Origin of the sequence: Candidatus Methanomethylophilus sp. 1R26, assembly GCF_001481295.1 — an archaeon.
Classification (GTDB): Archaea; Thermoplasmatota; Thermoplasmata; order Methanomassiliicoccales; family Methanomethylophilaceae; genus Methanomethylophilus.
In genome coordinates this window covers 15,132-40,382 of sequence record NZ_LOPS01000016.1, presented here as the reverse complement: position 1 = coordinate 40,382, position 25,251 = coordinate 15,132, and the positions used below count along the sequence as shown (strand labels likewise).

At 61.4% G+C, this 25,251-nt stretch carries 25 protein-coding genes and 3 pseudogenes; 16 read left to right on the top strand and 12 right to left on the bottom strand.

All coding sequences use genetic code 11. The features are described 5' to 3' along the window. Positions 1–193 (top strand): hypothetical protein (locus AUQ37_RS09880; protein WP_235584880.1); only part of this gene is annotated, 193 nt, incomplete at its 5' end. Between the two features lie 229 nt (positions 194–422). Here AUQ37_RS09880 and AUQ37_RS03440 read toward each other — a convergent pair. The 7 genes and pseudogenes from AUQ37_RS03440 to AUQ37_RS03415 form a co-directional block, all read right to left on the bottom strand. After that, complete coding sequence (locus tag AUQ37_RS03440; RefSeq protein WP_235584881.1) at positions 423–668, bottom strand: N-acetyltransferase; 246 nt, start codon at positions 666–668, stop codon at positions 423–425. Further along, positions 629–823: a hypothetical protein gene (locus AUQ37_RS12100; RefSeq protein ID WP_235584882.1), complete on the bottom strand. Its 195-nt coding sequence runs from the start codon at positions 821–823 to the stop codon at positions 629–631. The genes AUQ37_RS03440 and AUQ37_RS12100 overlap by 40 nt, the downstream gene beginning before the upstream one ends. Further along, positions 820–1,968 carry a phosphatidylserine/phosphatidylglycerophosphate/cardiolipin synthase family protein gene (locus tag AUQ37_RS03435; RefSeq protein ID WP_058747416.1) on the bottom strand — a complete coding sequence of 383 codons (1,149 nt, stop codon included), beginning with the start codon at positions 1,966–1,968 and terminating at the stop codon, positions 820–822. Before AUQ37_RS03435 ends, AUQ37_RS12100 begins: the two co-directional genes overlap by 4 nt. Beyond that, complete coding sequence (locus tag AUQ37_RS03430; protein ID WP_162262201.1) at positions 1,941–2,810, bottom strand: hypothetical protein; 870 nt, start codon at positions 2,808–2,810, stop codon at positions 1,941–1,943. The genes AUQ37_RS03435 and AUQ37_RS03430 overlap by 28 nt, the downstream gene beginning before the upstream one ends. A 125-nt stretch (positions 2,811–2,935) precedes the next feature. Beyond that, positions 2,936–3,612: pseudogene (tpiA, locus tag AUQ37_RS13485) on the bottom strand (triose-phosphate isomerase). Next, the gene (locus AUQ37_RS03420; protein WP_058747414.1) at positions 3,605–4,744 is read right to left on the bottom strand and encodes a fructose-1,6-bisphosphatase; all 1,140 of its coding nucleotides are present in this window, start codon (positions 4,742–4,744) and stop codon (positions 3,605–3,607) included. Before AUQ37_RS03420 ends, tpiA begins: the two are co-directional and overlap by 8 nt. Before the next feature lie 86 nt (positions 4,745–4,830). After that, positions 4,831–5,499 carry an AIM24 family protein gene (locus tag AUQ37_RS03415; RefSeq protein WP_058747413.1) on the bottom strand — a complete coding sequence of 223 codons (669 nt, stop codon included), beginning with the start codon at positions 5,497–5,499 and terminating at the stop codon, positions 4,831–4,833. A 188-nt stretch (positions 5,500–5,687) separates the two neighbouring features. Between AUQ37_RS03415 and aspS the strand changes: the two are divergent. Further along, positions 5,688–6,990: pseudogene (gene aspS / locus AUQ37_RS03410) on the top strand (aspartate--tRNA(Asn) ligase). Positions 6,991–7,078: 88 nt separating this feature from the next. Beyond that, positions 7,079–7,651 (top strand): Holliday junction resolvase, encoded by a 573-nt coding sequence (locus tag AUQ37_RS03405; RefSeq protein WP_058747412.1) that lies wholly within the window; start codon positions 7,079–7,081, stop codon positions 7,649–7,651. A 114-nt stretch (positions 7,652–7,765) separates the two neighbouring features. Here AUQ37_RS03405 and nadA read toward each other — a convergent pair whose 3' ends face one another. Continuing rightward, entirely contained in the window at positions 7,766–8,668 is a 903-nt protein-coding gene (gene nadA / locus AUQ37_RS03400; RefSeq protein WP_058747411.1) for a quinolinate synthase NadA, read from the bottom strand. Between the two features lie 106 nt (positions 8,669–8,774). On the opposite strand from nadA, the gene AUQ37_RS03395 reads away from it, so the two are divergent. From AUQ37_RS03395 to AUQ37_RS13480, 6 genes and pseudogenes are all read left to right on the top strand, one after another. Beyond that, a complete protein-coding gene (locus AUQ37_RS03395; RefSeq protein ID WP_058747410.1) occupies positions 8,775–9,161 on the top strand; it encodes a dihydroneopterin aldolase family protein in 387 nt (128 codons plus the stop codon). Positions 9,162–9,330: 169 nt separating this feature from the next. Next, positions 9,331–9,873: an NTPase gene (locus tag AUQ37_RS03390; protein ID WP_058747409.1), complete on the top strand. Its 543-nt coding sequence runs from the start codon at positions 9,331–9,333 to the stop codon at positions 9,871–9,873. Further along, a complete protein-coding gene (locus AUQ37_RS03385; RefSeq protein ID WP_058747408.1) occupies positions 9,873–10,805 on the top strand; it encodes a N2,N2-dimethylguanosine tRNA methyltransferase in 933 nt (310 codons plus the stop codon). Before AUQ37_RS03390 ends, AUQ37_RS03385 begins: the two co-directional genes overlap by 1 nt. After that, positions 10,775–10,993, top strand: coding sequence for a hypothetical protein (locus AUQ37_RS12875; protein ID WP_255354873.1), 219 nt, complete (start codon positions 10,775–10,777; stop codon positions 10,991–10,993). The genes AUQ37_RS03385 and AUQ37_RS12875 overlap by 31 nt, the downstream gene beginning before the upstream one ends. Then, positions 10,993–11,790: a hypothetical protein gene (locus AUQ37_RS03375; protein WP_058747406.1), complete on the top strand. Its 798-nt coding sequence runs from the start codon at positions 10,993–10,995 to the stop codon at positions 11,788–11,790. The genes AUQ37_RS12875 and AUQ37_RS03375 overlap by 1 nt, the downstream gene beginning before the upstream one ends. A gap of 60 nt (positions 11,791–11,850) precedes the next feature. Then, positions 11,851–13,156, top strand: a pseudogene (locus AUQ37_RS13480) (adenylosuccinate synthase). Positions 13,157–13,280: 124 nt separating this feature from the next. Here AUQ37_RS13480 and AUQ37_RS03365 read toward each other — a convergent pair. Beyond that, entirely contained in the window at positions 13,281–13,850 is a 570-nt protein-coding gene (locus tag AUQ37_RS03365) for an InlB B-repeat-containing protein (protein ID WP_082662385.1), read from the bottom strand. A gap of 107 nt (positions 13,851–13,957) precedes the next feature. On the opposite strand from AUQ37_RS03365, the gene AUQ37_RS03360 reads away from it, so the two are divergent. Both AUQ37_RS03360 and AUQ37_RS03355 read left to right on the top strand, forming a co-directional pair. Beyond that, entirely contained in the window at positions 13,958–14,347 is a 390-nt protein-coding gene (locus AUQ37_RS03360) for a NifB/NifX family molybdenum-iron cluster-binding protein (protein ID WP_058747404.1), read from the top strand. A gap of 141 nt (positions 14,348–14,488) precedes the next feature. After that, a complete protein-coding gene (locus AUQ37_RS03355; RefSeq protein WP_157844266.1) occupies positions 14,489–14,752 on the top strand; it encodes a hypothetical protein in 264 nt (87 codons plus the stop codon). 95 nt (positions 14,753–14,847) lie between these two features. On the opposite strand, the gene AUQ37_RS03350 is transcribed toward AUQ37_RS03355, so the two are convergent. Beyond that, positions 14,848–16,116 (bottom strand): UbiD family decarboxylase, encoded by a 1,269-nt coding sequence (locus AUQ37_RS03350; protein ID WP_058747402.1) that lies wholly within the window; start codon positions 16,114–16,116, stop codon positions 14,848–14,850. 23 nt (positions 16,117–16,139) lie between these two features. Continuing rightward, a complete protein-coding gene (locus tag AUQ37_RS03345; RefSeq protein WP_058747401.1) occupies positions 16,140–16,856 on the bottom strand; it encodes a TetR/AcrR family transcriptional regulator in 717 nt (238 codons plus the stop codon). Positions 16,857–17,153: 297 nt separating this feature from the next. Here AUQ37_RS03345 and AUQ37_RS03340 point away from each other — a divergent pair, with 297 nt between their 5' ends. From AUQ37_RS03340 to AUQ37_RS13475, 4 genes are all read left to right on the top strand, one after another. Continuing rightward, positions 17,154–20,009, top strand: coding sequence for an MMPL family transporter (locus tag AUQ37_RS03340; RefSeq protein WP_201013700.1), 2,856 nt, complete (start codon positions 17,154–17,156; stop codon positions 20,007–20,009). Between the two features lie 124 nt (positions 20,010–20,133). Next, positions 20,134–21,657 carry a nitrite/sulfite reductase gene (locus tag AUQ37_RS03335; RefSeq protein ID WP_058747418.1) on the top strand — a complete coding sequence of 508 codons (1,524 nt, stop codon included), beginning with the start codon at positions 20,134–20,136 and terminating at the stop codon, positions 21,655–21,657. 91 nt (positions 21,658–21,748) lie between these two features. Further along, positions 21,749–23,290 (top strand): glutamate--tRNA ligase, encoded by a 1,542-nt coding sequence (locus AUQ37_RS03330; protein WP_201013699.1) that lies wholly within the window; start codon positions 21,749–21,751, stop codon positions 23,288–23,290. After that, the gene (locus tag AUQ37_RS13475) at positions 23,274–23,432 is read left to right on the top strand and encodes a hypothetical protein (RefSeq protein ID WP_394325618.1); all 159 of its coding nucleotides are present in this window, start codon (positions 23,274–23,276) and stop codon (positions 23,430–23,432) included. Before AUQ37_RS03330 ends, AUQ37_RS13475 begins: the two co-directional genes overlap by 17 nt. Positions 23,433–23,552: 120 nt before the next feature. Here AUQ37_RS13475 and AUQ37_RS03325 read toward each other — a convergent pair whose 3' ends face one another. Beyond that, positions 23,553–24,209: a metal-dependent transcriptional regulator gene (locus AUQ37_RS03325; RefSeq protein ID WP_082662382.1), complete on the bottom strand. Its 657-nt coding sequence runs from the start codon at positions 24,207–24,209 to the stop codon at positions 23,553–23,555. Between the two features lie 193 nt (positions 24,210–24,402). Here AUQ37_RS03325 and AUQ37_RS03320 point away from each other — a divergent pair, with 193 nt between their 5' ends. After that, positions 24,403–25,245: a DUF1638 domain-containing protein gene (locus tag AUQ37_RS03320; protein WP_082662381.1), complete on the top strand. Its 843-nt coding sequence runs from the start codon at positions 24,403–24,405 to the stop codon at positions 25,243–25,245. Positions 25,246–25,251 lie beyond the last annotated feature (6 nt).

Sequence of the window (25,251 nt, the reverse complement as noted above, 5' to 3'; positions counted from 1 at the left end):
CTCCCAGGGAGGCACCTACGAACCGATGGCGCATCTGTTCGACGAGCTGCGCAGCGACCGCCCCGAGTACATCGAAGGGCATGTCTGGATGTTCCCGAGGGAGAAGACCGATGTGAAGGGCCTCATAGGGAGGATCGGGCCTGTGGACGATCCGATACTGATAGAGAGCATCCCTCCTTCGATGATAGTCTGAACCGGCGCGTGCGGCATCCCGATAACATAGATGACCTCGGCGAAGTGGTGAAATACAGGCTGGCATTCTCGGACAGGCTGCCGGACGGAGATAGGTTCGGCCATATACTGCCGTTCCTGAGCGTCTGGCTGAGATGATGCGGTGCCGATCGGCCGACACAAAAGCTCATGTCCTCCGCCGAACCGGAGATGGCCTGAAAACGGACGGGCCCTACGGGAGACGTTATGCATCAGTTGTTGCCGCCGTATACCGATGCGATCATCCTGATCCCTGTGCCGCCGTCATCATAGAAATGTTCCATGCGCTCAATCGGCATGAACCCGCGGCGGCTGTAGAAGCGGATGGCGGCGGGATTCGTCTCGCGGACGTCCAGCTGGATGGAGGTCGCCCCGTCCATCCTCGCCTCGGTCCTGAATCTTTCAAGGAGTTCGGAGCCTATCCCTCTGCCGCGGCAGGAAGAATCGACGCAGAACAGGGCGATGTTCGCTCTCCCCTCCCCGAGACGGCTCCTGCCAGATATCCGACGATCCTTCCGAGCGGGTCGACGGCGACCAACTGGCCGAACGGCCATTGGAGCATGAAGTAATCCACGACCGAAGGCAGGAAGTACTGGTCGAGGGAGGAGTTCACCAGCGCGTATATGCGTTCAGATTCCCCGGGCCTTGCCCTCCGTATCTCCGTCCCCTGTTCCCCCTGCGGCCGTGCAGGAATGCAGCGGCCGTTCCGACGAGGATGACTGATGCCGCGGTTAAATAGATGATGCACCCGGACAGGCCGTCCTCTGACGGGACGTCGAATTCCGCCGTCTGGGATACCTCCGTCCCTTCCAGCGTCACCGAGGCGGTGTGATGCCCCGGGGAGACGCTGAACATCGCGGACGGATGCTCAGACCTCCTGATGTCGCCGTCGATGTTCCAGATGTAAGAGGAGCCCTCGGGGCCTGACGTCCGCAGGACCACGGAGCGCCTGCCTCCGCCTGTGTCCACGACATCCGCCGTCAGTTCCAGGCCGTTCTCCTCCAGGTCCTCGGAATCCATGCCGTAGTCGGACATGAACAGGCCGGCGAAGAAGTCGGACACGCTTTCCGAGACGATGAAGGCGGCCGTTTCGCGGTTCCTCAGGAACGAGTTCTCGGTCCAGTTCACAGACCCCACCCAAACCCCTCCGTCGATGACGACGCCCTTGTTGTGGATCAGGGAGAACCCCTGCCCGCCGTCGACCGCCTTCGCGCGGACCTTCGTCGTCTGGTTCATCAGGTTGGCGAAGGTCTCCGCATCTCCGGAGGAGGTTGATGCGTCGAGTATGAGCCTAGTCTCGACCCCTCTGACGGCGGCCGCCGCCATCCAGGACACGGGGGAATCCCCCGATACGGTCCTCAGGGAGCTTCCGAGGTCCATCTCCTCCGCGTAGATCCTCTCCTCGGCGGATCCCATCAGTTCCTTCATAGCGGAGAACGAATCGTCCGGGGAGAATATCGGGTAGACGAGGGACCTGAAGCTCTCCCTTTGTACATCATCGGGAGGCTCGTACGAGAGGTCTCCGCGGTAAGGCTTCGCATCCGGATACGCAGATGCCAGGGTGACGGTGTCTCCGAATCCGGCGGAGAAATCGTTCTCGAAGACCTCCTCCATGCACGAAGCGTACTCCGTGCTGTCGATGACAGCGCCCCAGCCCCTGTTGCCGTTCCCGAACCCCATGTTTCCGGAGGTCCAGTTCTCCGAGGTTATGACGGTCTTCTCGCCGTCGATCACGGCGTATTTGCTGTGGACGTACATGTAGCGCTGGGCGGCGTCGCGTGGTTTATCAGCCGGACATCGGCTCCTGTCCGGCGCAGGGACTCCAGGAGGGAGATCTCGGTGCTGATGTCGGTCCCTAACGGTTCGGCCTCCGCGAGGACGCGGACGCTCACCCCCCTGCTCTGAAGCTGTACCAGCAGCGCGACCGTGTTGGGGCAGGATATAAGGTAGATGCAGATGTCCGCGGTGCGCGAGGCGGATTCCAGCAGACGGTAGACGGGCTCTCCGCCGCTCTCAGGGAAGGAGAACGGGGTCACGTCGGCCTCGTACGGGCCGTCCCCCGGGAACGTGAACTCGGTCCATCCCGGCTTCGCAGATTTCCAATCCGATGATGTGCCAGTATCTTCTCCGGGGATGCGTTTCAGATAATGCCCGGAAGGGCACGTCGCCGGAGTCCCAGACCATCCGGACGCCCCTTTGGAGGAGCCCCAGCAGACGCTGTCTGCGACGGCATCTCCATGCATGAGGATGAGCTCGTCGCCGCCGTCCGCCAGGACGAGGGACCCCTTCCTGGTGCCTGCTTCTGAATATGAGATGCAGTTGTCCCCGGACCCCAGCCTGCAGCCGTCTGGGTCCTTGCAGAATACCGCCGATGAACCGGGAGCGACCTTTATGCCGGAGAACGAGAGCGTGCCCTCGCCGTCCGTGATGCTCCAGCCGGACAGCGATGCTTCGGAGCCGCCGATGTTGGCAATCGCGAACCCCTCTCCGGAAGGATCAGCCGCCTCGATACGGAACGTCTCCCCTCCTGCGCCCGATGAGCCATCGGCGGACAGCGCCGAAGGGAACAGCAGCAGCGCTGCCAGGAACGCAGTTAGCACGACGGATCTCCGCATGTGCATACGGAGGATATCAGGAACTTAATGGGAGCATGCGGCAGTCAGCGGTGCACCGCGGACGCATCAATCGAAGAGAAAAGAAGCCGCGGCATTGCCGCGGAGAGGTTTCAGAGGCCCGACGCGAGGTCGGAGAGGGCGGCATGCCAATCGGCCGCTTTGACGACGCCGCTGGCGATGAGGACGCCGTCGGCGCCCAGCTCGATCGCTTTCGAGACATCCTTTCCGTTCTTGACGCCGGCCCCGCAGAGGACGCGCACCCCGCGTCCTGCGTCAGCGACGGCCTCGACGGTGCCGGAGACTATCGCCGGGTCCGCCGTGGTGACGCTGATGTCCCCGCCGATGAGCTCGGGCGGCTCGACAGCGACGTAGTCGGGGGAGAGGGCGGCCATGGCGGCCGCTTCCCTGACGTCGGCGGCGCATACACAGGTCATGAGGCCTGCCTGCTTGGCCGCGGAGACGATCCTCCCGGCGGCGTCCGCCGGCACCCTGTGCTCCGAATGGTTGATCAGGGTCCCGGCCGCTCCGGCCGCCTTCACCATGGGGGCGGTGACCCAACCGGTCGCGACCCGGGTGCGCGGTCGTCGAGGCTCTGGGAGAACACGGGTATGTCCACCGAGCGGGCCACGGCCTGCAGAGAGACCATCGGAGGGCAGACGGCGATGAGGGCGCCGGTCTCCTCGGAGACCTGCTGGCACATCTGCGCCAGCCGGACAGCGCCCTCCCCGTCGACCTGCGGGTAGGCCTTGAAGTTGACTGCTATGACGTGCTTGCCCGTCTCAGTCAAGAGGCTCGAACCTCTTCTTGAGGTCCTCGAGGACCTGGGGCCTGGAGGTGTATTCCATCTCCTCGGCGCCGAGGATCGAAGGCTGGAAGGGTCCCTGGCTCCTCATGAGCTTGCAGGCGCGCATGGCATCTGCCCTGACGGTGTCCCAGGTGGAGTTGCCGAAGAAGTCGACGGGCTTGTGCTCGCCGCCCTTGGCCCCTTCGGGCTCGAGTCCCTGGAGGTGGCCGTTGTTCAGCTGGAACCCGAGGGCGCAGATGCGGGGAGGCCCGTCGAAGTAGACAGGGTTGCTCTCCTCGGGAGAGCAGGGGTAGAACGCGCCGATGTGCGATCCCCTCATCCATCCGGCGACCAGCCAGGTGTTGTTGAAGACCTGGGTGTACTCCCCGACGGAGGGGAACCCGCTCTGGCACCTGCAGATGCAGACGGGGTCGTCTTTGCCGACGTACCTGCCGGCGGTCATGTTGAGCTTGTCGGTGGAGACGACGCAGGCGGGGCCGAGGCCGGCCCTGCTGCTGATCCTCTTGATGGCGTACCTGGAGGTGTCGCCCAGGAGGCTCAGGATGCTGAGGGTCTCCTCGGGAGAGGACATGACGACCTTCTTGTGGTCCATGACGTCCTGGATCTCTACATCGAATCCCATCTTGGCCCTCTTGTCGATGACGAGGCCGGTGGTGGTGAAGGGGTCGAGGAAGATCCTCGAGAGTATGGGAGAATAGGCGGAGGGCTCGGTCTTGTCCGCCATGAAGAACAGGAGGGGCTCGGAGGGCCTCTCCTCGAAGGTCATCTCGGCGGATCCGGGCCCGGCGCCCTTGACATTGCCGGAGAAAGCATCGGTGAGGATATCCTGACCGGCGGCGTAGAGGTGCATGCGCTTGGAGATCTTGGTCGCTTCCTGGAAGCACTCCCAGGCCGCGGTGTGGACCTCCTTGTTGCCCTCGCCCTTGTAGTGGGTCATGTAGAGGTTGATGTCGTCGCCGACGCGGGTGACGTAGAAGTCCTCGATGATGCCCTGCTTCTGTTTGTCTGTCAGGATGTCTTTGGCGGCCTGCATCATCGCCGGGTGCGGGGCCATGTGGCCGCAGACGGATCCGATGTCGGCTTTGATAATGGATACAGTGACTTTGTCAGTCATGGATTCACCGATTGGTTCGGTGTTAGGGGCACGACATTAAATAGATTTGCGGTTCGTCCTTATTTAAGTTAAAGAAGAGAAGAACCTCAGAGGAGTCTGCGGTCGGTATCGGGCCCGCTGCCCAGCAGGGTCGTCCTCCTGGGGCTGAGGCTCTGGAGGATCACTTTCCCGGGCCCCTTGAAATCGACGAGGGTCACTCCCTCCCAGCCGTCCGCATCGTAGACCTTGGCCCTGACCGAAGCCTGCCATCCAGCCGTGTGCGCCACGGACGCGGTGTAATGCTGCTCGGGGCGGAGCTCGAGGGTGAAGGCGTTGCCGACGGTGCTGATGAAGGCGGTGCCCGTGCCCGAGAGCTCGGCCAGGACCAGGCCGTCCGTCCCGAGGCGGGGGTCGTCGACGTGCTCCTCCGAGTGCTTGGTGATCTCCACCCCGTCCCCGGCGCCGAGGACCGAGTCCTTTTGGACGATCCATTTGGATTCCCCTATGTCTAGGTCGCAGACCTCTCCCGGGAAAGCAGGGCCGACGGTCACGGTGCAGGGATCCCCCTCGGTGGAATAGACCACCATGGGGATGAACGAGTCCGAGATGAGCCGCCTCAGGCCGGAGAGCCTGCCGGTCTCCGGGACCGCGCGGGTGTTCCCGGACATGTATATCAGGCGGGGCGCAGGAGATCTGAATGTCTCGTCCCTGCTGAGCATGACGCTCAGCATCCCGCTCAGCATGCCGGTCCCGGTGAACTTCATGTCCGACGCCATCCGCTCCGCCGTTATAAGGTTAATGCCGTATGCACGGATGTCATATGTGCCAGATGCGTGGATGCGTGCACGGGGCCCGTCCGAACGTTCCGTTCTGCGCGTCCTGTTCCCCGCATAAATCCCGTCCTGCCGCGCCGCGCCCTGCTGAAGCGGTTTTATAACTGTGCGCGATAGCGGGATATGTTAACATGGCAGAAGTCAGGAATTCCTCAAGCATAGCCGGAACCGAGGGCCAGGCCACCGTGAACGGCTGGATCCAGGACACCAGGAACATGGGCGGTATCTCGTTCATCATCCTCAGGGACCGCTACGGGACCCTGCAGATCACCCTTCCCAAGAAGAAGATCGAGCCTGGGCTTTTCGATCTCATGACCAAGCTCCCCAGGGAGTCCGTGGTCTCGGTCACCGGAGAGGTCAAGCCCAGCAAGCAGACCGCCCTCGGCGTGGAGCTCATCCCGTCGGAGTGCATCGTGCACAGCAGGGCGGCCGCCCCGCTCCCCCTGGGAGTCGTGGACAAGGTCAACGTCGAAATGGATACCCGCCTGAACAGCAGGTTCATGGACCTCAGGAAGCCCGAGGTCAGGGCGGTCTTCGAGATCAGGTCCGTCCTCACCGCGGCAGTCCGCGAGGCGATGGAGTCGAGGGCGTTCCTCAACGTCGTCACCCCCAAGATCGCGGCCGCGGGGGCCGAGGGCGGCGCGACCCTGTTCAAGGTCGACTACTTCGGGAGGCCCGCCTTCCTGGCACAGAGCCCCCAGCTGTACAAGCAGATGCTCATGTCCACCGGGATGGACCGCATCTACGAGATCGGCCCCGCGTTCAGGGCGGAGGAGTCCAACACCACCAGGCACGTCACCGAGTTCACATCATTCGACGCGGAATACTGCTGGATAAAGAACGAGGAGGAGGTCATGAGCCTCATCTCCGAGATCGTCAGCAGCGTCCTGGCCGCCGTCAGGGACAGGTGCGCCCCGCAGCTGGCGCTCCTCGGGAAGGAGATCAAAGTGCAGCAGGCGCCGTTCCCCATCCTCACATATTCCGAGTGCCTTAAGATGGTCCAGGACGCCGGCCTCCCCCTGAAGGACGGGGACGACCTCGGGACCGAGGGCGAGAAGATCGTCGGCGAGAAGATGGCGGAGAAGGGCATCGACCTGTACTTCATCGCCGAGTACCCGGAGGAGGCCAAGCCGTTCTACATCATGGAGAAGGACGGGACCCCCTACTCCTACTCCTTCGATCTCGATTACAAGGGCCAGGAGATCGTCTCCGGAGGGCAGAGGGAGCACAGGTACGATGTGCTCGTCGCCAGGATGAAGAAGAAGGGCCTGAACCCCGACGACTTCGTGGACTACCTAGCGCCTCAAGTACGGCATGCCTCCCCACGGCGGATGGGGAATGGGGATCGACAGGCTCGTCGAGAAGATGCTCGACCTCCCCAACGTCCGCGAGGCCATCCTGTTCCCGAGGGACCTGAGCAGGCTCACCCCGTGATGCCCGCGGCGCAGGGGCCAGATTCGGTCAGAATCGGCCACCCCTGCCGCTTCTGTTTTAATATCCGTAAAACTCTGGCACATTTATCATGGCAGCACCGGGCGATGTTTACGAGCGCGAACTGAAGTACCTCCTCACGGGGGACCCCGGTACGGTGACCAAGATGGTCAAGACCTGCGACGATGAGGAGACATCGGCGTACTGCTCCACCATGGACCATCCTTTCATGGTCATACGCGCGGCCGGCTCCCTCGGGGTGGACCTCGTCGCGCTCCGCTGGGACTTCTCTTTCCCGGTGGAGGTCAAGAGCTCGGAGAACGACATCCTGTACCTGAGCAAGAGCGAGCGCCTCCGCGACCAGGCCGTCCGCATGCTCGATGAGTGCGACAGGTGCCATGTCATCCCGATCTACGCCTACCGCCTCAAAGGCGTACGCGGGGACCCGTGGAGGATCTTCACGCTGCCGTCCGAGTCCAAGCTCATCGGCAGGATACAGATGCTCAGGGACCGCATCCCGAAGGTGGAGATCACCAAAGGTGGGAACTTCGTCCTGCGCTGGTCGGACGGCATGAAGCTGTCCGACCTCCTCGCATTCGTGGGGCAGGCATCGGACCCCGGCGAGGGGACCATCGCGGACACCGCCGCGTACGAAGAGGACTGAACCCGCTGGGACGCGTCGGCACTCATAGGGCTCATCACGGATCAGCTCGGAATCTCTTCATCCGGCATCCCGCCCCTTGATAGCGGGGCGGGGTTAAAGGAAGATGTCCGGACGTCAGCCGAGGATATCGGTCATTCTCTTCACCGGGACGTACGCCTTTCTGGCAGCATCCTCGGACAGGACGACCTCGTTGCTCTCCTTCTCCAGGCACTCGAGCACGGATTCGGGGGAGATCATCTTCATCGTCATGCACAGCGACTGCTCGGTGAAGTAGAACTTCTTCCCGGGGCACGCTTTCTCGAGCCTGTGCCCCATGCCCATCTCGGTGAGGACGATGAACTCCTCCGCCTCCGAATCCCGGCAGTGGTTCAGGATCGCCTCCGTGGAACCGACGAACGATGCCATGTCGAGCACGTCCGGCCTGCACTCGGGATGCGCCACGACCTCGGCCTTGGGGTGCATCGCCTTCAGGGCCTCCACCTGCCGGCAGGTTATGCACTGGTGGACGGGGCAGAACCCGGACCACAGGTGCACGGTCTTGGAGCAGTTCTTCTTCACATAGCGCCCCAGGTTCGCATCGGGGACGAAGATGACCTCGTCCTCGGGCACGGCCTTCACCACGTTCAGGGCATTGGCCGAGGTGCAGCAGTAATCCGCCTCCGTCTTGGTGTCGGCGGAGGTGTTGACATAGGCCACCACTGCGGCCTTGGGGAACATCTTCCTCGCCTGGCGGATCTGGTCCGCGGAGCACATGGCGGCCATGGCGCACTTGGCCTCGGGCTCGGGGAGGAGCACCTTCTTGCCGGGGCTGAGGATCTTGGCGGTCTCGCCCATGAAGGACACGCCGCAGAACACGATGATGTCGGCGTCCGTCTCCGCGGCCTTCTTCGAAAGGCCGAGGCTGTCGCCCACGAAGTCCGCGAGGTCCTGCACCTCGGGCAGCGTGTAGTTATGGGCCAGAATGACCGCGTTCTTCTCTTTCTTCAGCTGCGCGATTCTCTCAGCTACGGTTTCCATCTGGGCAACTTCACTGCAGGTCTACGTTAAAAGCTTCGCCCTCCCGCGCCCTCCTGCGGAACAGGGTCGCGAAAGATTAACAACGGTGCACGGTCTTCCGCATCCCATGGACCGTGAGGCTCTGGCATCGTCCAGGTTCGGATGCGGCGATGCGGAGAGGGCGTGCTTTGAGGCGGGGATAAAGCTCGCCACCGTTTACCATCAGTTCGTCGGCACCCCGTTCAGGGGATCCACCAAGGACGATCTGGCACGTTCGATCGAGGAATGCATCCGCGTCCAGCCGTACGTTGAGTCCGCGAAGGTGTCCATCCGCGCCGAGCCCGGGGACAAGGAGGACCAGTACTCGTACGCCTCCCTCGCCGGGGACATGATCGAGGCCGAGGTCGTCATCCGCATCGGGAACGAGAGGGCGGTGGCCCGGATGGGGTACGATGCGGAATTGGGCTATCCCCTGATGTACATCGTCTCCGTCGAGCATGCCGGGAAAGAGTGAGGGTTTTAAAACACATCTGAGCCGGAGGCCGGGAATGGGCCGAATGTCCTGTCAGTGCCTGCCGTCCGCGGAAAAATGCCAGTATCTGTCAGTTCGGAAGGGCCGGAAACGGCGCATATCGACTACAGTATTTATACTTTAAATCCTATTCCCTATGGGGAATAATCGCATGGTGAACGACATCAAAATAGGTCTTACTGGCCTGCCCGGATCTGGGAAGACCTACACTTTGAAGCGTGTCATCGAGATGCTAGGCAAGAACGTGACCGTCGGCGGCATGATCGACGAGAAGATCACCGACGGCAGGCATGAGATAGGCATCAGCGTTTGCAACCTCGGAAACGGGGAGAAAGTCACATTCGCCAAACCTGACATCGAGAGCAGGATCACCGTCGGCAACCTCGGTGTGGACCTGGCGAGCTTCGAATCCGTGGCAGTGGAAGCTATAAAAAGCGCCTGCGAGAACGCGGACGTCATTGTTATCGACGAAGTGGGCAAGGTCGAGGTCGAGAGCGAGGGCTTCGTGGACGCCGTCAAAGAGGCGCTCGATGTGGACAAGCCCATGATCATCACGCTCCACAAGAAATCCAGGAACCCTCTCCTGCAGGACATCAGGAGACGGGACGACATCCGCATCTTCGAGGTCACTCCGATCAACAGGAACCTGCTCCCTCACAAGATCATGAGCCTCATGAACGGTGAAATGCTTTGATGCCGCCGGGCACGGTGATCACCGAGGGCTCCACCAAGATACTGGTTCCGGAGGTCCATTCCGTCCACGGTCCCGGCAGGATCGTCGCCGGGACGGTGTTCTTCAACGAGCAGATGAGCTTCAACCGCGACGTGAGCGTCATGCTCCTCCGCGCGCTCGGCAAGCCGTCGATGACCGTCTGCGACGCCATGACCGCGTCCGGCTCCAGGGCGGTGAGGATCGCCAACGAGGTGCCGGGGACCGAGGTAGTCGCCAACGACTTCGATGAGAACGCTATACCTTACATAAACGCGAACATAGAGCTGAACGGCCTGTCCAACTGCCGCTCCAGCCATGCGGACATGCGCGTCCTGCTGGCGCAGGAATCGTTCGACTACGTCGACCTGGACCCATTCGGGTCCCCGTCCCTCTACATCCAGCCCGCCATCGGGGGATGCAGGAAGCATGCCGTGCTGGCGGTCACCGCCACCGACACGGCCCCCTTGGCCGGCGCCCAGCTCGGCAAATGCCGCCGCCGCTACCAGTGCGAGCCGGTCCGCGGGTACATGTGCCACGAGGGCGGGCTCCGCATCCTGATGTGCAGCATAGCCAGGGAGCTCGGGAAGTTCGATATGGGCATGCGCCCGCTGCTGTCCTTCTACGCCGACCACTACTACCGCACCTACGTGCAGCTGGTCCCGGGCGCCGATGCCTGCGACGAGATGCTCTCCCATCTGGGATATATGAAATACGACCGCTCGACCCTGGAGAGGGGGACATCGCGCACCCGCGACCCCGAGCATCCCCTCGGCCCGTTCTGGCTGGGGCCCCTGTTCGATAAGGCGCTGATCTCCCGCATGGACCGGCCGGGACCGCCTCCGAGAGGAAATGCGGGAAGATGCTGGCATTGTGGAAGGGCGAGGTGGATTCCACGCCCTTCCTGTACGACATGAGCGAGCTGTCATCGTTCACCAAGCTCTCGCCGCCCAACCTCGACGAGTTCGTGGAGAGGCTGAACGGGTACGCTCCGTCCTCGAAGACGCACTTCTCGCCGACATCGTTCATCACGGAGCTGGACTCCGAGGACGTCATCTCATTGTACAAAGAGATGGGGCGCCGGCCTCCTGCGCCGGAGGCCTGATGGCCGGCATCGCCGAGGGCGTCCGCGGTTTCCCGCAGCCGCCCGGAGGGCTCCTGAAGGCAGGCATCTTCGACCCCGTCCCCCTGGCGTTCAACGACGGCAGGTACATCGGGCAGGACAACCTCCCCGGGGACATAGTCGAAGGGGCCGTCTGCCTCCTGTCCTGCTTCAGCCTCTTCAGCGCGATGAGCGGGTACAGTTACGGCGAGCGGGACGCCTGCCTCAAGGAGGCCGAGCGCACCGCCTTCCAGGACTGCGCCCCCGGATGGACGGGGCTCTACGGCACCGTCTCGAAGGCCGACGCCTTCGAGGACGGCATCGCCTGCGCCTACGGGAAGGAGATCGAGCCGTACACGGCCGACTGCGCCTGCCGCCTGGCCGCCGGCGCCGCCGGAGGGTACCGTCCGGCGAGGGTCCGCGCCGATGACCGCACCTGCTCGAACATCGCCACCATGGTCCGGCGCACCGTCGGGTTCTTCGGGAACAACGGCCCGGTCAAAAGGATAGGGTTCTCGTTCGGGGCCGGCTACGGGGAGAGGATCGGCTCAGGGTTCGGGCACTTCCTCACGGATGCGTGCATCTGGGACATGAGCGTGACGCAGGACCCCCTGCCCCCGGAGCGCACCATGAGGCTGCTGGTCCGCCTGGTCATGTGCAGGGAGTCCGGGGACCCCGATCTGGAGCGCATCTCCAACATCGGCCTGCTCAACCCCCGCCTCGGGTGCGCCTACGTCACCAGCCTGTCCAGGGTGCCGCCGGAGGCCGTTCAGGCCGCCCGCGATACCATCGGCCTGTGAAGGCCCCCGCGTCAGCAGTTTAATTATAAATGGATGAAGGGGATAGCGAACCGCGATACCATGCCCAGCCTAGCCGTTCTCGGTTCCCAGTGGGGGGACGAAGGTAAAGGAAAGATCATCGACTACCTCGACGGGGACGCGGACCTCATCGTGCGTTTCCAGGGAGGCAACAACGCCGGCCACACCATCGTGGTCGGCGACCGCGTGTTCAAGCTCCACGGCCTCCCGTCGGGAGTGGTGAGGCCGGGGAAGCTCGCGGTGATCGGGAACGGCACCGTCGTGAACATGGAGGAGCTCCTCGAGGAGATCAGCCAGGTGGAGGAGAACGGCGGGAACGTGGACGGCCTGCGCATCTCCGACCGCGCCGCGCTCATCATGAACTACCACAAGAAGCTGGACGGGGCCGAGGAGGCGTACCGCGGCAGCAAGGCGGTGGGGACCACCAAGAAAGGCATCGGGCCGGCATACCAGGACAAGATAGCCAGGATAGGGTTCCGCGCAGGCGACCTCCTCGAAGAGGAGACCCTGAAGGACAAGATCTCGCTCCTCCTGCCCTATAAGAAAGACCTCATGAAGATGATGGGCACGGAGGTCTGCTGCTGCACTCCCGAATCGCTCCTGGCCAAGATGGAGGGCTGGGGGCAGAAGCTCGGTAAATACATCTGCGACACCTCCGTCCTCGTCAACGACGCCCTCGACGCCGGCAAGAACGTGATGTTCGAAGGAGCTCAGGGAGCCATGCTCGACATCGACCACGGGACCTATCCGTACGTCACCTCCAGCTCCACCATGGCCGGGGGGCGTCTGCACCGGCGCAGGCATCGCGCCCAAACGCCTCAACAAGGTCATGGGAGTGGTGAAAGCCTACACCACCCGCGTGGGCGAGGGGCCGTTCGTCACCGAGCTGAAAGGCGAGGATGAGAAGAAGCTGCAGCAGAAGGGCGGCGAATTCGGCGTCACCACCGGAAGGGGCAGGAGGTGCGGCTGGCTGGACCTGGTGGTTGTCAACCACGCCAACATGCTGTGCGGGTTCGATTCCCTCGCGGTCACCAAGATCGATGTCCTGAACGATGTGGACACCATCCCTGTATGCTACGAGTACGATATCGGCGGAGAGAGGACCAGGCACTATCCCGCATCGCTGCAGAAGCTGAGCGCGGCGAAGCCCGTCTACAAGGAGTTCAAAGGCTGGAAAGGCTGGGACGACACCGAGGCGGTCGTGAAAGGCGGCTACGACGAGCTCCCGAAGGAGATGAAGGATTACATCTCGTTCATCGAGGAGCAGACCAAGGTGCCTGCCGACATCATCTCTGTCGGACCCGAGAGGGACCAGACCATCTGCCGCCGCTCCGACTGGTGGAACTGAATCTAATTTTCCATTTCACGGGGACCAGCCGGCCGTTTCAGGCCGGTGTCTCCGTCCACAGTACGGTCCCGGTCACGGGCCCGCTGTACGCGAGGTCGAACGCCGGCCACCTTCCTTCGAAAAGCTAGGCCTGGGATATCTCCGCGCCGTTAACTTCGAGGCCCAGGGTGCAGGTGTACGCCGTCCCTCCGGAGGTGTACCTGCCCGAGAAGGCCCCGGTATCAGCATCGTACGACCATCTCCCGTTCCCCATGATCAGGAGGGTGGCGCTCCCGTCGTTCGGGAGCGGCACGGCGCCGTCCGCCTGCTGATAGGATTCCGACGAGGTCCCGAGCCCTTCGGCGATGTAGAACCTGATGCTGCTCCTGTCCTCGGTGCCTGCGAACGCCGCCGTCACTCCCCATTGGGCATAGAGGTCGATCCTGCCTCCGGAGTCTATATGATCTCCGGTGTTGAACAGTTGCCCGGAGCCGTCAGCTGCGGTGTTCCAGGAGGCGAAAAGCTCATTTTCATTGACGAAATCGTTAGCCGACACTGTATCGCCGCGGACCTCATAGGTGTCAGAGCCGTCGGCGGTGAGCCCGCCGTTGCCGTGGTAGACCACGGTCCCCTCTTCGCCGCTATCATCATCGCCGAGGAAGAAGAACGCCCCTGCAGCGAGTGCGGCAGCGGCGGCCGCCGCAATTAGGATCAAGACCGATGCCCTTCCGGGATTCATGCTTATTAATTGACACAATGTATTTTATTATTGCCGTTCACGGAAGCATATCCGATTTATACCGTCCGAACCGATTACGGGGCATGCGCATCGCCGTCTCGACCGAGAACGGGCTCGTCTTCAAGCATTTCGGAACATCCCCGGAGTTCACCATCTTCGATTTCGGAGACAGCGGGGAAGCTGAGGTCCGGACGGTGGAGAGGACCTGCAGGCCAGGTCACAACCCTGCTATCGATTTACTTGCTCCGTTCTCTATAGATGTCCTCATCGGCGGCGAAGTCTGCCTTGCCGGGATATCCCGCCTCGAGAAAATGGGCGTGACCGTGTACTCCGGACACGGCGGAGAGGATGCGGCGGAGATCGCCGGAAAGGTCTTCCTCGGGGAACTGGAATCCGACGCCGACAAGAAGGCCCGCAGCGATATCTCGATGGTCGCAGTTCCCCGGAAAGGGAACTGCTCAGGCCGGCAGTGATCTTCTGCCCGGCAAAGAAAATCTTGCAGTATTGAAGAACTGTACAAACACAGCGGAGAATCATCAAATATTCGGCAAGGAGATAGATTCTCTGTGATGTGAAAGATGAACCTAGAATGCTATTGCCTGTTCATTTTCCTGATGATCGTCATCTATTTCTGCATCTCAGCGTGCTGCAGGCGCTATCCAGGCTGCATGCCCTGGAAGGTTGCCGTGGCATGCACATGGGCAGCATCATTCGCCCTGATGGCGGTACTGGCCGTCATTTACGCGACCATGGGCCAGAGCTTCTCAGAGCACGCCGGTCTGGCAATCGCGCTGTCTATACTGACCGCACATATCGCCTTGCTGCTGTACATCTTTGCGAAGATACATCATAGCCTCCGCCTGAACAGCGCAGAATGAACAAAGTGCTGGGAAGATGTGCGTCTCCCGGCACCTTTCTGCCAATCAGATTGCTTCCGCGATGGTTCAATCGGATTTGCCGGCGCCTTTTCTGCTCAGGCTCCGTCTTTCTCGGGCACGGTGGCCTTCACGAAGGGGGCCCTGTCGGCGCCCATCGGGAGGGTCGCGTCGAACCCGACCTTCCAGGTGGTCTTCCCGGCCGAGGGGTCGAGGGACGAGCCTGCCGCGCCGGGGATCTTTATGATCTTATCGGCCTGCATCCTGGTGGCCACCGCCCACTCGACCTCCCTGTCGTCGAAGATGTCTATGTCGTCGTCGACCACTATGACGTTCTTCATCGAAGTGTGGCCGGTGAAGGCGGCCATGATGGCGTTGACCCCGTCGCCCTCCTTGTTCTTGGCGATGGAGACCACGCCGTCCAGCCAGCAGCAGCCCCCTTCTGTGAGCCTCACGTTCTTCACCCTCGGCACCGCCTGGCGGACGGTGCGGAAGATGACAGGCTCCCTGGGGACTCCCATGAGCAGGAAGTGCTCCCAGCCTCCGGGCAGGAGGAACTGGAAGACCGGGTCCTTCTTGGCCCAGATCCTCTCGATCTTCACAATCGGCTGCTCCCTGACGGAGTCGTAGGTGCCGGCGATGTCTACGAAGGGCCCCTCGGGCGCCGTCTGCGAGGTGATCCTTCCTTCAAGGACATACTCGCAGTCGGCCGGTACCTCGATGCCGTTGGAGCATACCGCGGTCCTGAGCCTTGTTCCATGGCCCTTCAGGTGCATCGCGGAGGCGATGGTGAGCTCATCGACTCCGTAGTCCACAGAAAGCGCGGCGGCGACCATCGCCTCGGCGGGCGCCCCGATGCATATGGATATCTTCAGGTCCTGCCCTGCAGCCTTGGCCTCGTTGTAAAGCGTGAAGGTGTGCCTGGGGACCAGCCTGATCCCGATCTCGTCCTTCCCGCGGATGAGCATCCTGTGGTAGGATACGTTCCTCTTCCCGCCGAACTGCGATACGACGATGCCGGCGGAGATGTACCTGCCGGCGTCCTTCGGGAAGTATTTCACGATCGGGAGCTTGGTGAGGTCCAGCGGAAGCTCTTGGTATTTGAAGGCGGGAGAATCGGTATTCTCGGTCGCCTCGGGCTTGGCCATGGCGTCCATGATATGGAACACGAGCCTGTCCTTGGGGATCCCCATGGCCATGGCGATCTTCTCCCTGGTGGAGTAGACGTTCCCGGCGGCCCTTCCCCCGTTGAGGTTCTCGAACAGGAAGGTGGCGCTCTGGTCTGCCTGCATGTGCCTCGTGGCGCCGTACCCGTCCGGGTCGATCTTCTCGGAGACCTTCACCGCGCCCTCTAGGTCGATTGTCATGCTCAGGCTATCGGGCGCGGCGTTTAATCGGTTTTCGGTAGGCAGCTGATGATCTCGGATATCTTGCGCCCGCCCAGGTACACGTCCCCGGACTCGACGATGTTCGCGATCCTGTCCACCAGCTCGGTGATGTTGAACACAGGGATCTCCATCGTTGAACTGGCGACCCTCACCATGGTGTTGAGGACGCCGCGGTAGTCTCCGTCGAACCCGTGCGCATACTGGGCGCACACATTCCCGACGGCGCCTATGATGGCGGATACCCTTACCCTGAATATCTGCGGGTTCCTGATCCCATTCATCAGGTCGCTGAAGACCTCGTTGAACCATTCCTCATAGATATCCACATATTCGCATACTGCCGCCCATGAGCGGTGGGCATTGTAGATGATGTCCGCCAGCCTCGGGGAGGAGCTTGCGAGGTAGAGCTCAATGGCCGCCGGGAGGATGATGGCGCTCATTGGGTCGTCAAGTTTGCTGAAGACGTTCTTCGAGTCCTCCAGGAAGTCATGGAGGGCGTCCGTGACCGCGCTGAGCAGTATATCCTCCTTGTTCTTGAAGCGGTTGTAGATGCTGCCGTTGAGTATGCCGGTCTTCAGGACGATGTCGCGGGTGGTGGTGTTCTCATATCCTTTCAGATAGAACAGTTCCACTGCCGCCATCTTGATCTTGTCGCGCGCCTCCTCGCGTTTTTCCTCTGCGGATTTCTTGGCTGCCTTGCCTTCCGCTGTTCCCTGCATATCGGGATTCCCCATGTTCAGACCCTATTTAAATTTGAGCAGGCTCAAACATTTTTTATCAAAATTTCCGTACAAATCACTTTTCAATAGTTCAAGTATATATAGATTATATCGAAAACGAACCGCTGACACGCTGCCTCAGAAAGATTATCAATCGTTGAACAGATTTATTTTTTGACCATGTTCAAAATATATTTATAGAGTTAAAAAATAGCCCCGCCCTATTGGTGAAACCATGTTCTCCAAACTTGCGGACACAGTCATGAAACACTCCAAAGCGATCATCGCGCTTTGATCGTGGTTCTCTGCTGTGCCCTGCCCTTCGGGCTCAAGAGCGGCGACGTTCTCGTTTACGACATGAACGAGCTGCCGGGCTCATCCAACGAGGCGTCCGAAGGTCAGGACATCATTGATGAATACTTCACGAACACAATCGATCTCTCGGAGATCCTCGTCATCTCATACGATGATGCCGAGGAGGCAGCTCTTGCCAGTGCTGTCTATACGGAGTTTGCTTCCCGCATGAGCGCTGAGCTCGGGGACAAGGGCTTCACCGTCTCTGATTACGGATCATATTCTAAAGACTCGACCGGGTATCCGGGTATCGAGCTGATAGCCATCGGCTGCACCGACAAGGATTATGATGTGGTCGATGAGACAGAGAACATCAGGAGCATAGTCAAAAACTCCGTCAATGCTGTTTCCGGAGCCGATGCTCTCAACACCTATGTCACCGGGAACGATGCGCTCACCCACGACACCATGACCTCGTCGACCGAGGATGTCTCCAAGATCGATCCCATGTCGATCATTCTCATCTTCGTGCTGCTGGGTCTGTTCTTCTATGCTATCGTCACCGCCGTCATCCCGCCGGCGGTCGTCGGGATGTCCTACGGTATCGTCCTGCTCCTCCTGTACGTCATCGGGAACATGATCGGGATATTCTACATCACCCAGATCCTCATCCTCGTCGTCATGCTCGGAGCGGGCTGCGACTATGCGATCTTCATCATGACCCGCTACCGCGACGAGAGGAAGCTCGGGAAAGACCACCAGACCGCCCTCAGGGAGGCCATCATGTGGGGCGGGGAGTCCGTCTTCACTTCCGGTGTCTCCGTCGTCATCGGATTCGCCTGCCTGGCCATCTGCGACTACTCGCTCGTCAGGACAATGGGCATCATACTGGCGCTTTCCATCGTCGTTGCCTTGTTCGCCGCCCTGACCTTCATTCCCTCGCTCATCAACCTGCTTGGGGAGAAGATTTTCTGGCCCAACAGCATCAAGAAATACCAGGACAACGAGGCCAATGTCAAGAAGGGCAAGGTCAGGGGGCTCCACGCTCACCTGTCCTCCATCTCCAAGAGGTACTTCACCTGGCTTTCCAGGAACACCCACAAATACGCTGCGCCTATCGTCGCCGTGCTCATCCTCGTCGCTGTCCCCAGCGTCTGGTACTATGCCGAGTCTGAGGATTCCGCCGATATGATCAGCGTCGAGCCCGACTCCGAATCGGTGGACGGCCTGAACGCCATCATGGATGCCACCGACGGCGGCATGATCATGCCCACATACCTGGTCCTCGACCTCAAGGAGAGCGCGGTCCAGAGCGTAAGCACTTCCTCTGACGATTACGCATATGCGCTCGGTTCTTCCGGGAACCCGACCTCCACCAGGCTTCCGTACCTGGTCTGGTCGTCTGCCGGGCTCACTGTCGATTCAACGACCATGTCAGCCTCCGGAACCGTCGTCGACATAATGACGATGACCAACGAGATCCAGAGCAAGTACAGCAGCATAATCGGCTCCGCCTCCGGTCTCAACTCGTGGACCGTGCTGTATGCGACCGCAGCATCCCAGATCGCTGCTGCCGGCGGAACCCCCACGCCTGCTCTCGTCAACGCCACTCTCGTCAGCATGATGCCGTCCGCAGTCCAGAGCGCTGTATCGCAGCTCGTCGGCACCGGATCGCCTTACAACTCGATGGCGCCTACGCAGACTGTTGCGGTCACCATGTCCGGTACGACCGTAACCGGCGCGATCACCGTCTCCAACATCATCGATTACATACTGAACTACGCCACCGGCATTGTGTCCGCTAACGGGTCGTACGTCAGCATCATGATCGTCACCAACGAGAAGCCCATGTCGGCCAACACCATGGACTTCGTCAACGACCTGCTGGACGATATGCACAGCGGCGACAGCAGCTACGACTCAGTCTATGCTTCCGACTGGAACGCATCGTACGTGGCCGGAACGTCGGCCTCGATGCAGTTCATCATGGACGATGTCGAGGAGCAGTTCAGCTTCATCAGGGTCGTCGTCGCGGTCCTGCTGATCTGCCTGCTGTTCTTCATCCTGGGAAGTTACCTGACCCCCATCAGGGCCATAGTGACCATCCTGCTGAGCGTCATCATCACCGTCGCCCTGACAAGGGTGGTCTTCGCCGTCCTGCTCGACACGCCTGTCATCTGGCTGATCCCGATCGTCCTGTTCGTCGTCCTGCTCGGGCTCGGTATGGACTATGAGATCTTCATGACCACCAAGATCAGGGAGAACAAGATCCGCGGCATGTCCAACGACGCGGCCATCGACAGCGCCATCAGGACCACCGGACCGGTCATCAGCCTGTGCGCCCTCATCATGGGAGGCACCTTCCTGACACTGCTGATCGCCAACTCCTCCATGCTGAGGGAGTTCGGCTTCGCGCTCGGGTTCGGTATCCTCATCGACGGCCTGCTCATGGTCGGCTACGTCAGCCCTGCCCTCATGCACCTCATGGGCAGCTGGAGCTGGAAGGGCCCCGGGTTCCTCACCAGGAAGCACGGCATCAACTCCGACGGAACCAACCTCAACCCCGTCCCCTCCGGGACTGTGGACGCTCAGACCGGCGACGTCATCACCTCCGACGAGGATGTGAAGAAGTTCAAGGAGGAGACCGTCCGCGGAGTCGCCGAGAGGGAGCAGAAGCTCGATGCCCTCAAGGCCGAGATCAAGCCCCTCAGGGACGACAACAGGATCGGAAGGCTCGACGAGGCGGGACAGGCCCTCCTCGCCCAGAAGGAGAAGGAGCTCAGCGAGGCGAAGAGGGAGTTCAAGGCCTACTGGAAGGGACGCCGCGAAGAGCGTTACAAGATGCTTGGCATCCAGTGAGGCTGTTCCGACCTCGGAAACCGTTTCCCAAACATTTTTCGGCCCCTCCTCCGGGAGGGGCCGGCCCTTTCTTTCTCTGTTCTTCTCGGAAAACGGCATGAACCCCATCGGCGATATGAGTGCCATGGATTCCGAGACATACAAGGCGATGCTTCCGAAGCTCTCGGAGGCGTCGCAGGCATTCTATTCGGGCAAGATGTCCGTCAAGGAGTACAAGGGCATCTCCGGCGGGTTCGGCACCTATGCGCAGCGCGGAGCGAAAGAGGGCATGGTCCGCCTCAGACTGGCCGGCGGGCGCATAACGAAGGACAAGATGGCGTTCATCGCCGGCTGCATCAGGGAGTACAGCCCGTCGCTCGTGCACTTAACGACCTGCCAGTCTGTCCAGCTTCACGGCCTGTCGGGGCCGGCGGCGGTGGAGATCATCGGCAGCGCGGCCGACCACGGGATACTCACCTACGGCGGCGGAGGCGATTATCCCAGGAATGTGACCGCGACCCCGCTCTCCGGCGTCATAGAGGCACCGTTCGATGTGCAGCCGTACGCGGAATGCGCTTCGAGATACCTTCTCAACTACGTCGAGGGGAAGAAGCTCCCCAGGAAGCTGAAGGTGGGATTCTCCAACACCCTCGAGAACATCACCGACGCCACCGCCAGGGACCTCGGCTTCGTGGCCAAGGCCGACGGGAAGTTCGATGTCTACAGCGGAGGCGGCCTGGGGGCGAACCCGAAGCTGGGTCTCCTCGTATCCGAGGGAGCGGACCCGGAGGACCTCTGCGACTACCTGGCCGCCATGGTCCGCATGTTCATGAAATACGGCAACTACCAGGACCGCTCCAAGGCCAGGGTGCGCTACATTCGCGATACGCTCGGCGATGACGGTTACATCGAGAAATTCAAAGAGTGCCTCGCCGAGGCGGAGAAGGACGAGACCGTTCCCAAGGTCTTCCCCGACCACATCCTCTGGTTCAAGAGGGGAGACGGCACCGTCCCCAAGGACCCGAGGGCCCGCCCGCAGGCGAGGAACGGGCTCTATTATGTGGTGTACCACCCGATAGGCGGAAGGATCGCGCCGTCGAAGTTCGTCGAGATCAGCGAAGCTGTCTCCCCCATCGACGAGGCGGAGGTCCGCGTCGGCCCGAACGAGACGCTGTACGTCATCAACCTCACCGGCGCCGAGGCCGACAGGATCGCCGCTGTCACCTCAGACGGGTCCCGCACCCTCTTCGAGTCGTCCATGTCCTGCATCGGGAACACGGTGTGCCAGATCGGCCTCCGCGATTCCTACGGGCTCCTGACCAGGCTCATAGAGATGGAGAGGGCCGAGGGCTTCGCCGACGGCGTTCTCCCGATGGTGAGGATCTCCGGATGCATTTCGTCATGCACAGCGCAGCAGCTCGGCGCGATAGGCCTGAAGGGCTGCGCGCCGGTGGACGGGGAGCCTGCGTTCGAGGTCTCCGTGAACGGCTCCCATGTCCGCGGGAAGGAGCGCCTCGGGGACGTTCTCGGTGCCGTGAAGGAGTCCCAGATCCCCGATTTCTTCAGGGACCTCGGCAGGGCGGTGCAGGCATCCGGGAAGTCCTTCCGCGAATGGTACGGCGGGGACGCCTCCAAGCTGAAGGCCGTCGGCGCGCCCTATCTGCACTGAAGTCCGCGCCTTCCGGCCCCGGCCTCCAGCCAGGGCCCGCGGACGGTTCCGCGGAACTGTATTAATAGGCGCGCGCGATTCGAAGGCCATCATGTCAGAGCCCATAGAGGACACCATCAGGAAGCTCGCGCTGCAGAACGCGGTCAATTTCAAGGGCAAGGCCAACCCCAAGGCCATCGCAGGGAAGATCCTCGGCTCGCACCCCGAGCTGCGCGGGGACGTCGCCGGGCTCAACGAGACCATCGGCGGCATCGTCGCCGACGTCAACGCCATGGCTCCGGAGGCCCAGAGGAAGGAGCTGGAGGAGACCGCTCCCGAGATGCTCGTGAAGGAGAAGAAGGTCAGGACCTACGAGCTTCCCGACCTGGAGAACGCCGAGAAGGGCAAGACGGTCATGAGGATCGCCCCCGGGCCCTCCGGCCCGCTGCACATCGGGCACACCAGGGTCTCCGTCCTCAACGACGAGTACACCAAGAGGTACGGCGGCAAGCTCATCCTCAGGTTCGAGGACACCAACCCCGAGAAGATCGACCCCGATGCGTACGACACCATCCCCGAGGACCTGGATTGGCTGGGGGTCAGGATCGACCGCTCCTACATCCAGTCCGACAGGTTCGAGCTCTACTACAAGGTGACGAAGCAGCTGATCGAGCAGGGGCACGCCTACGTGTGCACCTGCGATGCGGAGAAATGGAGGTCCCTCAAAGAGCAGAAGACGGCCTGCCCCTGCAGGGACCTGCCGGTGAACGAGCAGCTTGAGAGGTACGACAAGCTGATGGAGGGCGCTCCCGGCTTCGAGGATGCCATCGCCGTCGTGAAGACGGACATCGCCCACCCCAACCCCGCCATCAGGGACTTCGTCGCCCTCAGGGCGGTGGACACCCCCCATCCCAGGACCGGGGACAAATACCGCCTGTATCCCATGATGAACCTGTCCGTGGCCGTGGACGACCACGAGATGGGCATGACCCACGTGATCAGGGGGAAGGACCACCTCAACAACACCCTAAGGCAGAAGTACATCTTCGATTACTTCGGCTGGAAGCAGCCCGAGTACATCCACTACGGGCTAGTGCACATTCCGGACACGGTGCTCAAGACCTCCCTCATCAAGGAGAGCATCAGGAAAGGGGAGTACACCGGCTGGGACGATGTCAGGACCGGCACCGTCCGCGCCCTGGCGCGCAGGGGGATCAGGCCCGAGGCCATCAGGCGCTACTGGGTCGAGAGCGGGATAAAATCCGTGGACATCAACTTCTCATGGGACGGCCTGTACAGCATGAACAGGGACATCATCGACCCGATCAGCAGCAGGTACTTCTTCGTCCGCGACCCCGTCCGCTACGACATCGAGGGAGCGCAGGAGATCAAAGGGAAGGCGCCTCTGCTGCCCGACGACCCCTCGAAGGGCTTCCGCGAGTACGACCTCAAATCTCCTTTCACCGTCTTCATCACCGAGAAGGACTCCGCCGAATTCTCGAAGGACAAGAAGATCAGGCTGAAGGACCTCTGCAACCTCGATTACTCCACCCCCGCGAAGTTCGCCGGGAACGACGTCTCCGGAGTGCGCGGCGGGAAGATGAAGGCCGTTCAGTGGGTCTCCAGGAGCTCCGTGCCTGCGAGGTCCTCATGACCGACGCTCCGTCGCCAAAGGGCTGGTCGAGGATGCCATCCTCTCTGAGAAATCCGATACCGTTCAGTTCGAGAGGTTCGGGTTCGTGAAGGTAGAGAAGAGAACTCCCGAGAAGATCGTCTGCGTCTACACGCACGACTGATCGGGTACCGGGGCCGCAAGGCCCCGCGCGCCGCCGAAGAGAACAATCTGTCGGACCGGCGCGCATCATCCATTAAAAATCATTTTTCCGGAGTGCGGCTGTTTCCGCGCCCCGGTGTTTTCAGGCCGTGCAGATGTCGATGTAGACCGACGAGGCGGAATCGCCGTCGATGGCCAGGGTCTGGTCCCCGACGGAGATGACCCAGGTCCCGTCGTTGGACTCTACCGATACCTTCCTTCCGGGGACGAGCCCCATGGAGAGGAGCTTCTTGAGCACAGATGCATCGTTGGACTTGAGGTGGGATATCGTCCCCGTGTCCCCGGGGTGCATGTCCGAGAGCAGCGAAGTGATGTTGACCTGCTGCATCGAGACCCCCTTGCACGGATCGACGCAGCACTGGCAGTCGCAGTCGGGAGGATTGCCGAGCATGTTGCACATCCTGACGGCAGATGCGTCCGAAATGGAATGCTCGATGCGCGATGCCTCCTCATGGGCCTGCTGATGGTCCATCTCGAGGATGTCGGTGAAGAAGCGTTCGACGACATGGTGCCTCTTCCTGGTGAGCCTGGCCTGGGTAAGCCCCTCGTCGGTCAGCTTCACCCCGCGGTACTTCGCGTATTCCACGAGGCCGTCCTTCGACAGGATCTTCAGCATCTCGCTGACGCTGGCGGGCGAGACGCCCATGAATGTAGCGAGCTCCGTGGTCTTTGCCACGTTTCCATCCTCAGTGAGTTTGAGGATCGCCAGGAGGTAATCCTCGCGGTTTCCGGTGGTCATCCCTTTCCCCAACGCGCTAACTATAATTAAAGGTTAGGGGCGCCTAACAGGAATCCAGTGCCGCGATGGCATATATCGGACGCGGATCTGCATCCGGCGGCCTGCTGTGAATTCTGCGGATCGGCCTGGCACTGGAAGGTATTGTGAAAATACTTAGTATATTATTAATACCAACACTACATGCGAAACATCCATGACCGAAGGGGTTCTGGGCGTCATCGCCTGCCCGATGCTCGAGGATGAGCTGCTGTGGGCTCTCAGGAATGACAGGGAGCAAAAGACCGTATGCCTCGCTGACAACGAGCATTGCGCTTCAGTGCGCAAGAAAATGGATTACTGGCACATCCCGTACACCATGGTGGCGGAAAGCGATGTATGGAACGGATCCTTCCCCAAGGGAGGGTACACGGTCGTCATCGTGATGAACGACCTCGCCCTCCATGCCCAGCCCAAGGACCTGCAGGCGAAGATCGAGGGCCAGGTCAGGCTCATGAGCGCGCACGTCGATTCGATCGCATGTTACTACGCGCTTTGCGGCAACTACGGCTGGGATATCTCGGAGTTCGCCAGGAAGAACGGCCTGAAGCCGACGGCGTCTTCCGCGACAGCACCGGGAGGGTATGCGACGACTGCGTCGGCGTCGCGGTCGACGGGGGGCGCCAGGTACCTGGAGCTGGAGAAGACGTACAAGGGCATGTTCTACGTCATACCTGCCATAGCTCACAACTGGAAAGCGTTCATGGGAGCGAGCGACGAGGCCCAGAAGGTGCTGAGCATAGACAAGGAGATCCTGAAGGAGCTGGGGATCACCGATGAGGAGAGCTACATGCGCTGGCTCTTCGAGGTCGGGCATTACGAGAACTACCTCATCATGGACACCGGCCTCGAGCCCAACGAGGAGCAGTTCTATGAGGATCTCGCCGCCATGGAGAAGTCGATCAGGCTGAAGCCGATCACCATCGCCGGCGGGTGGCTATCGCTGAAACCATCGGAAACGATATACCGCACCGCCAAGGCCGCCATAGGGGGCGATTGATACGGC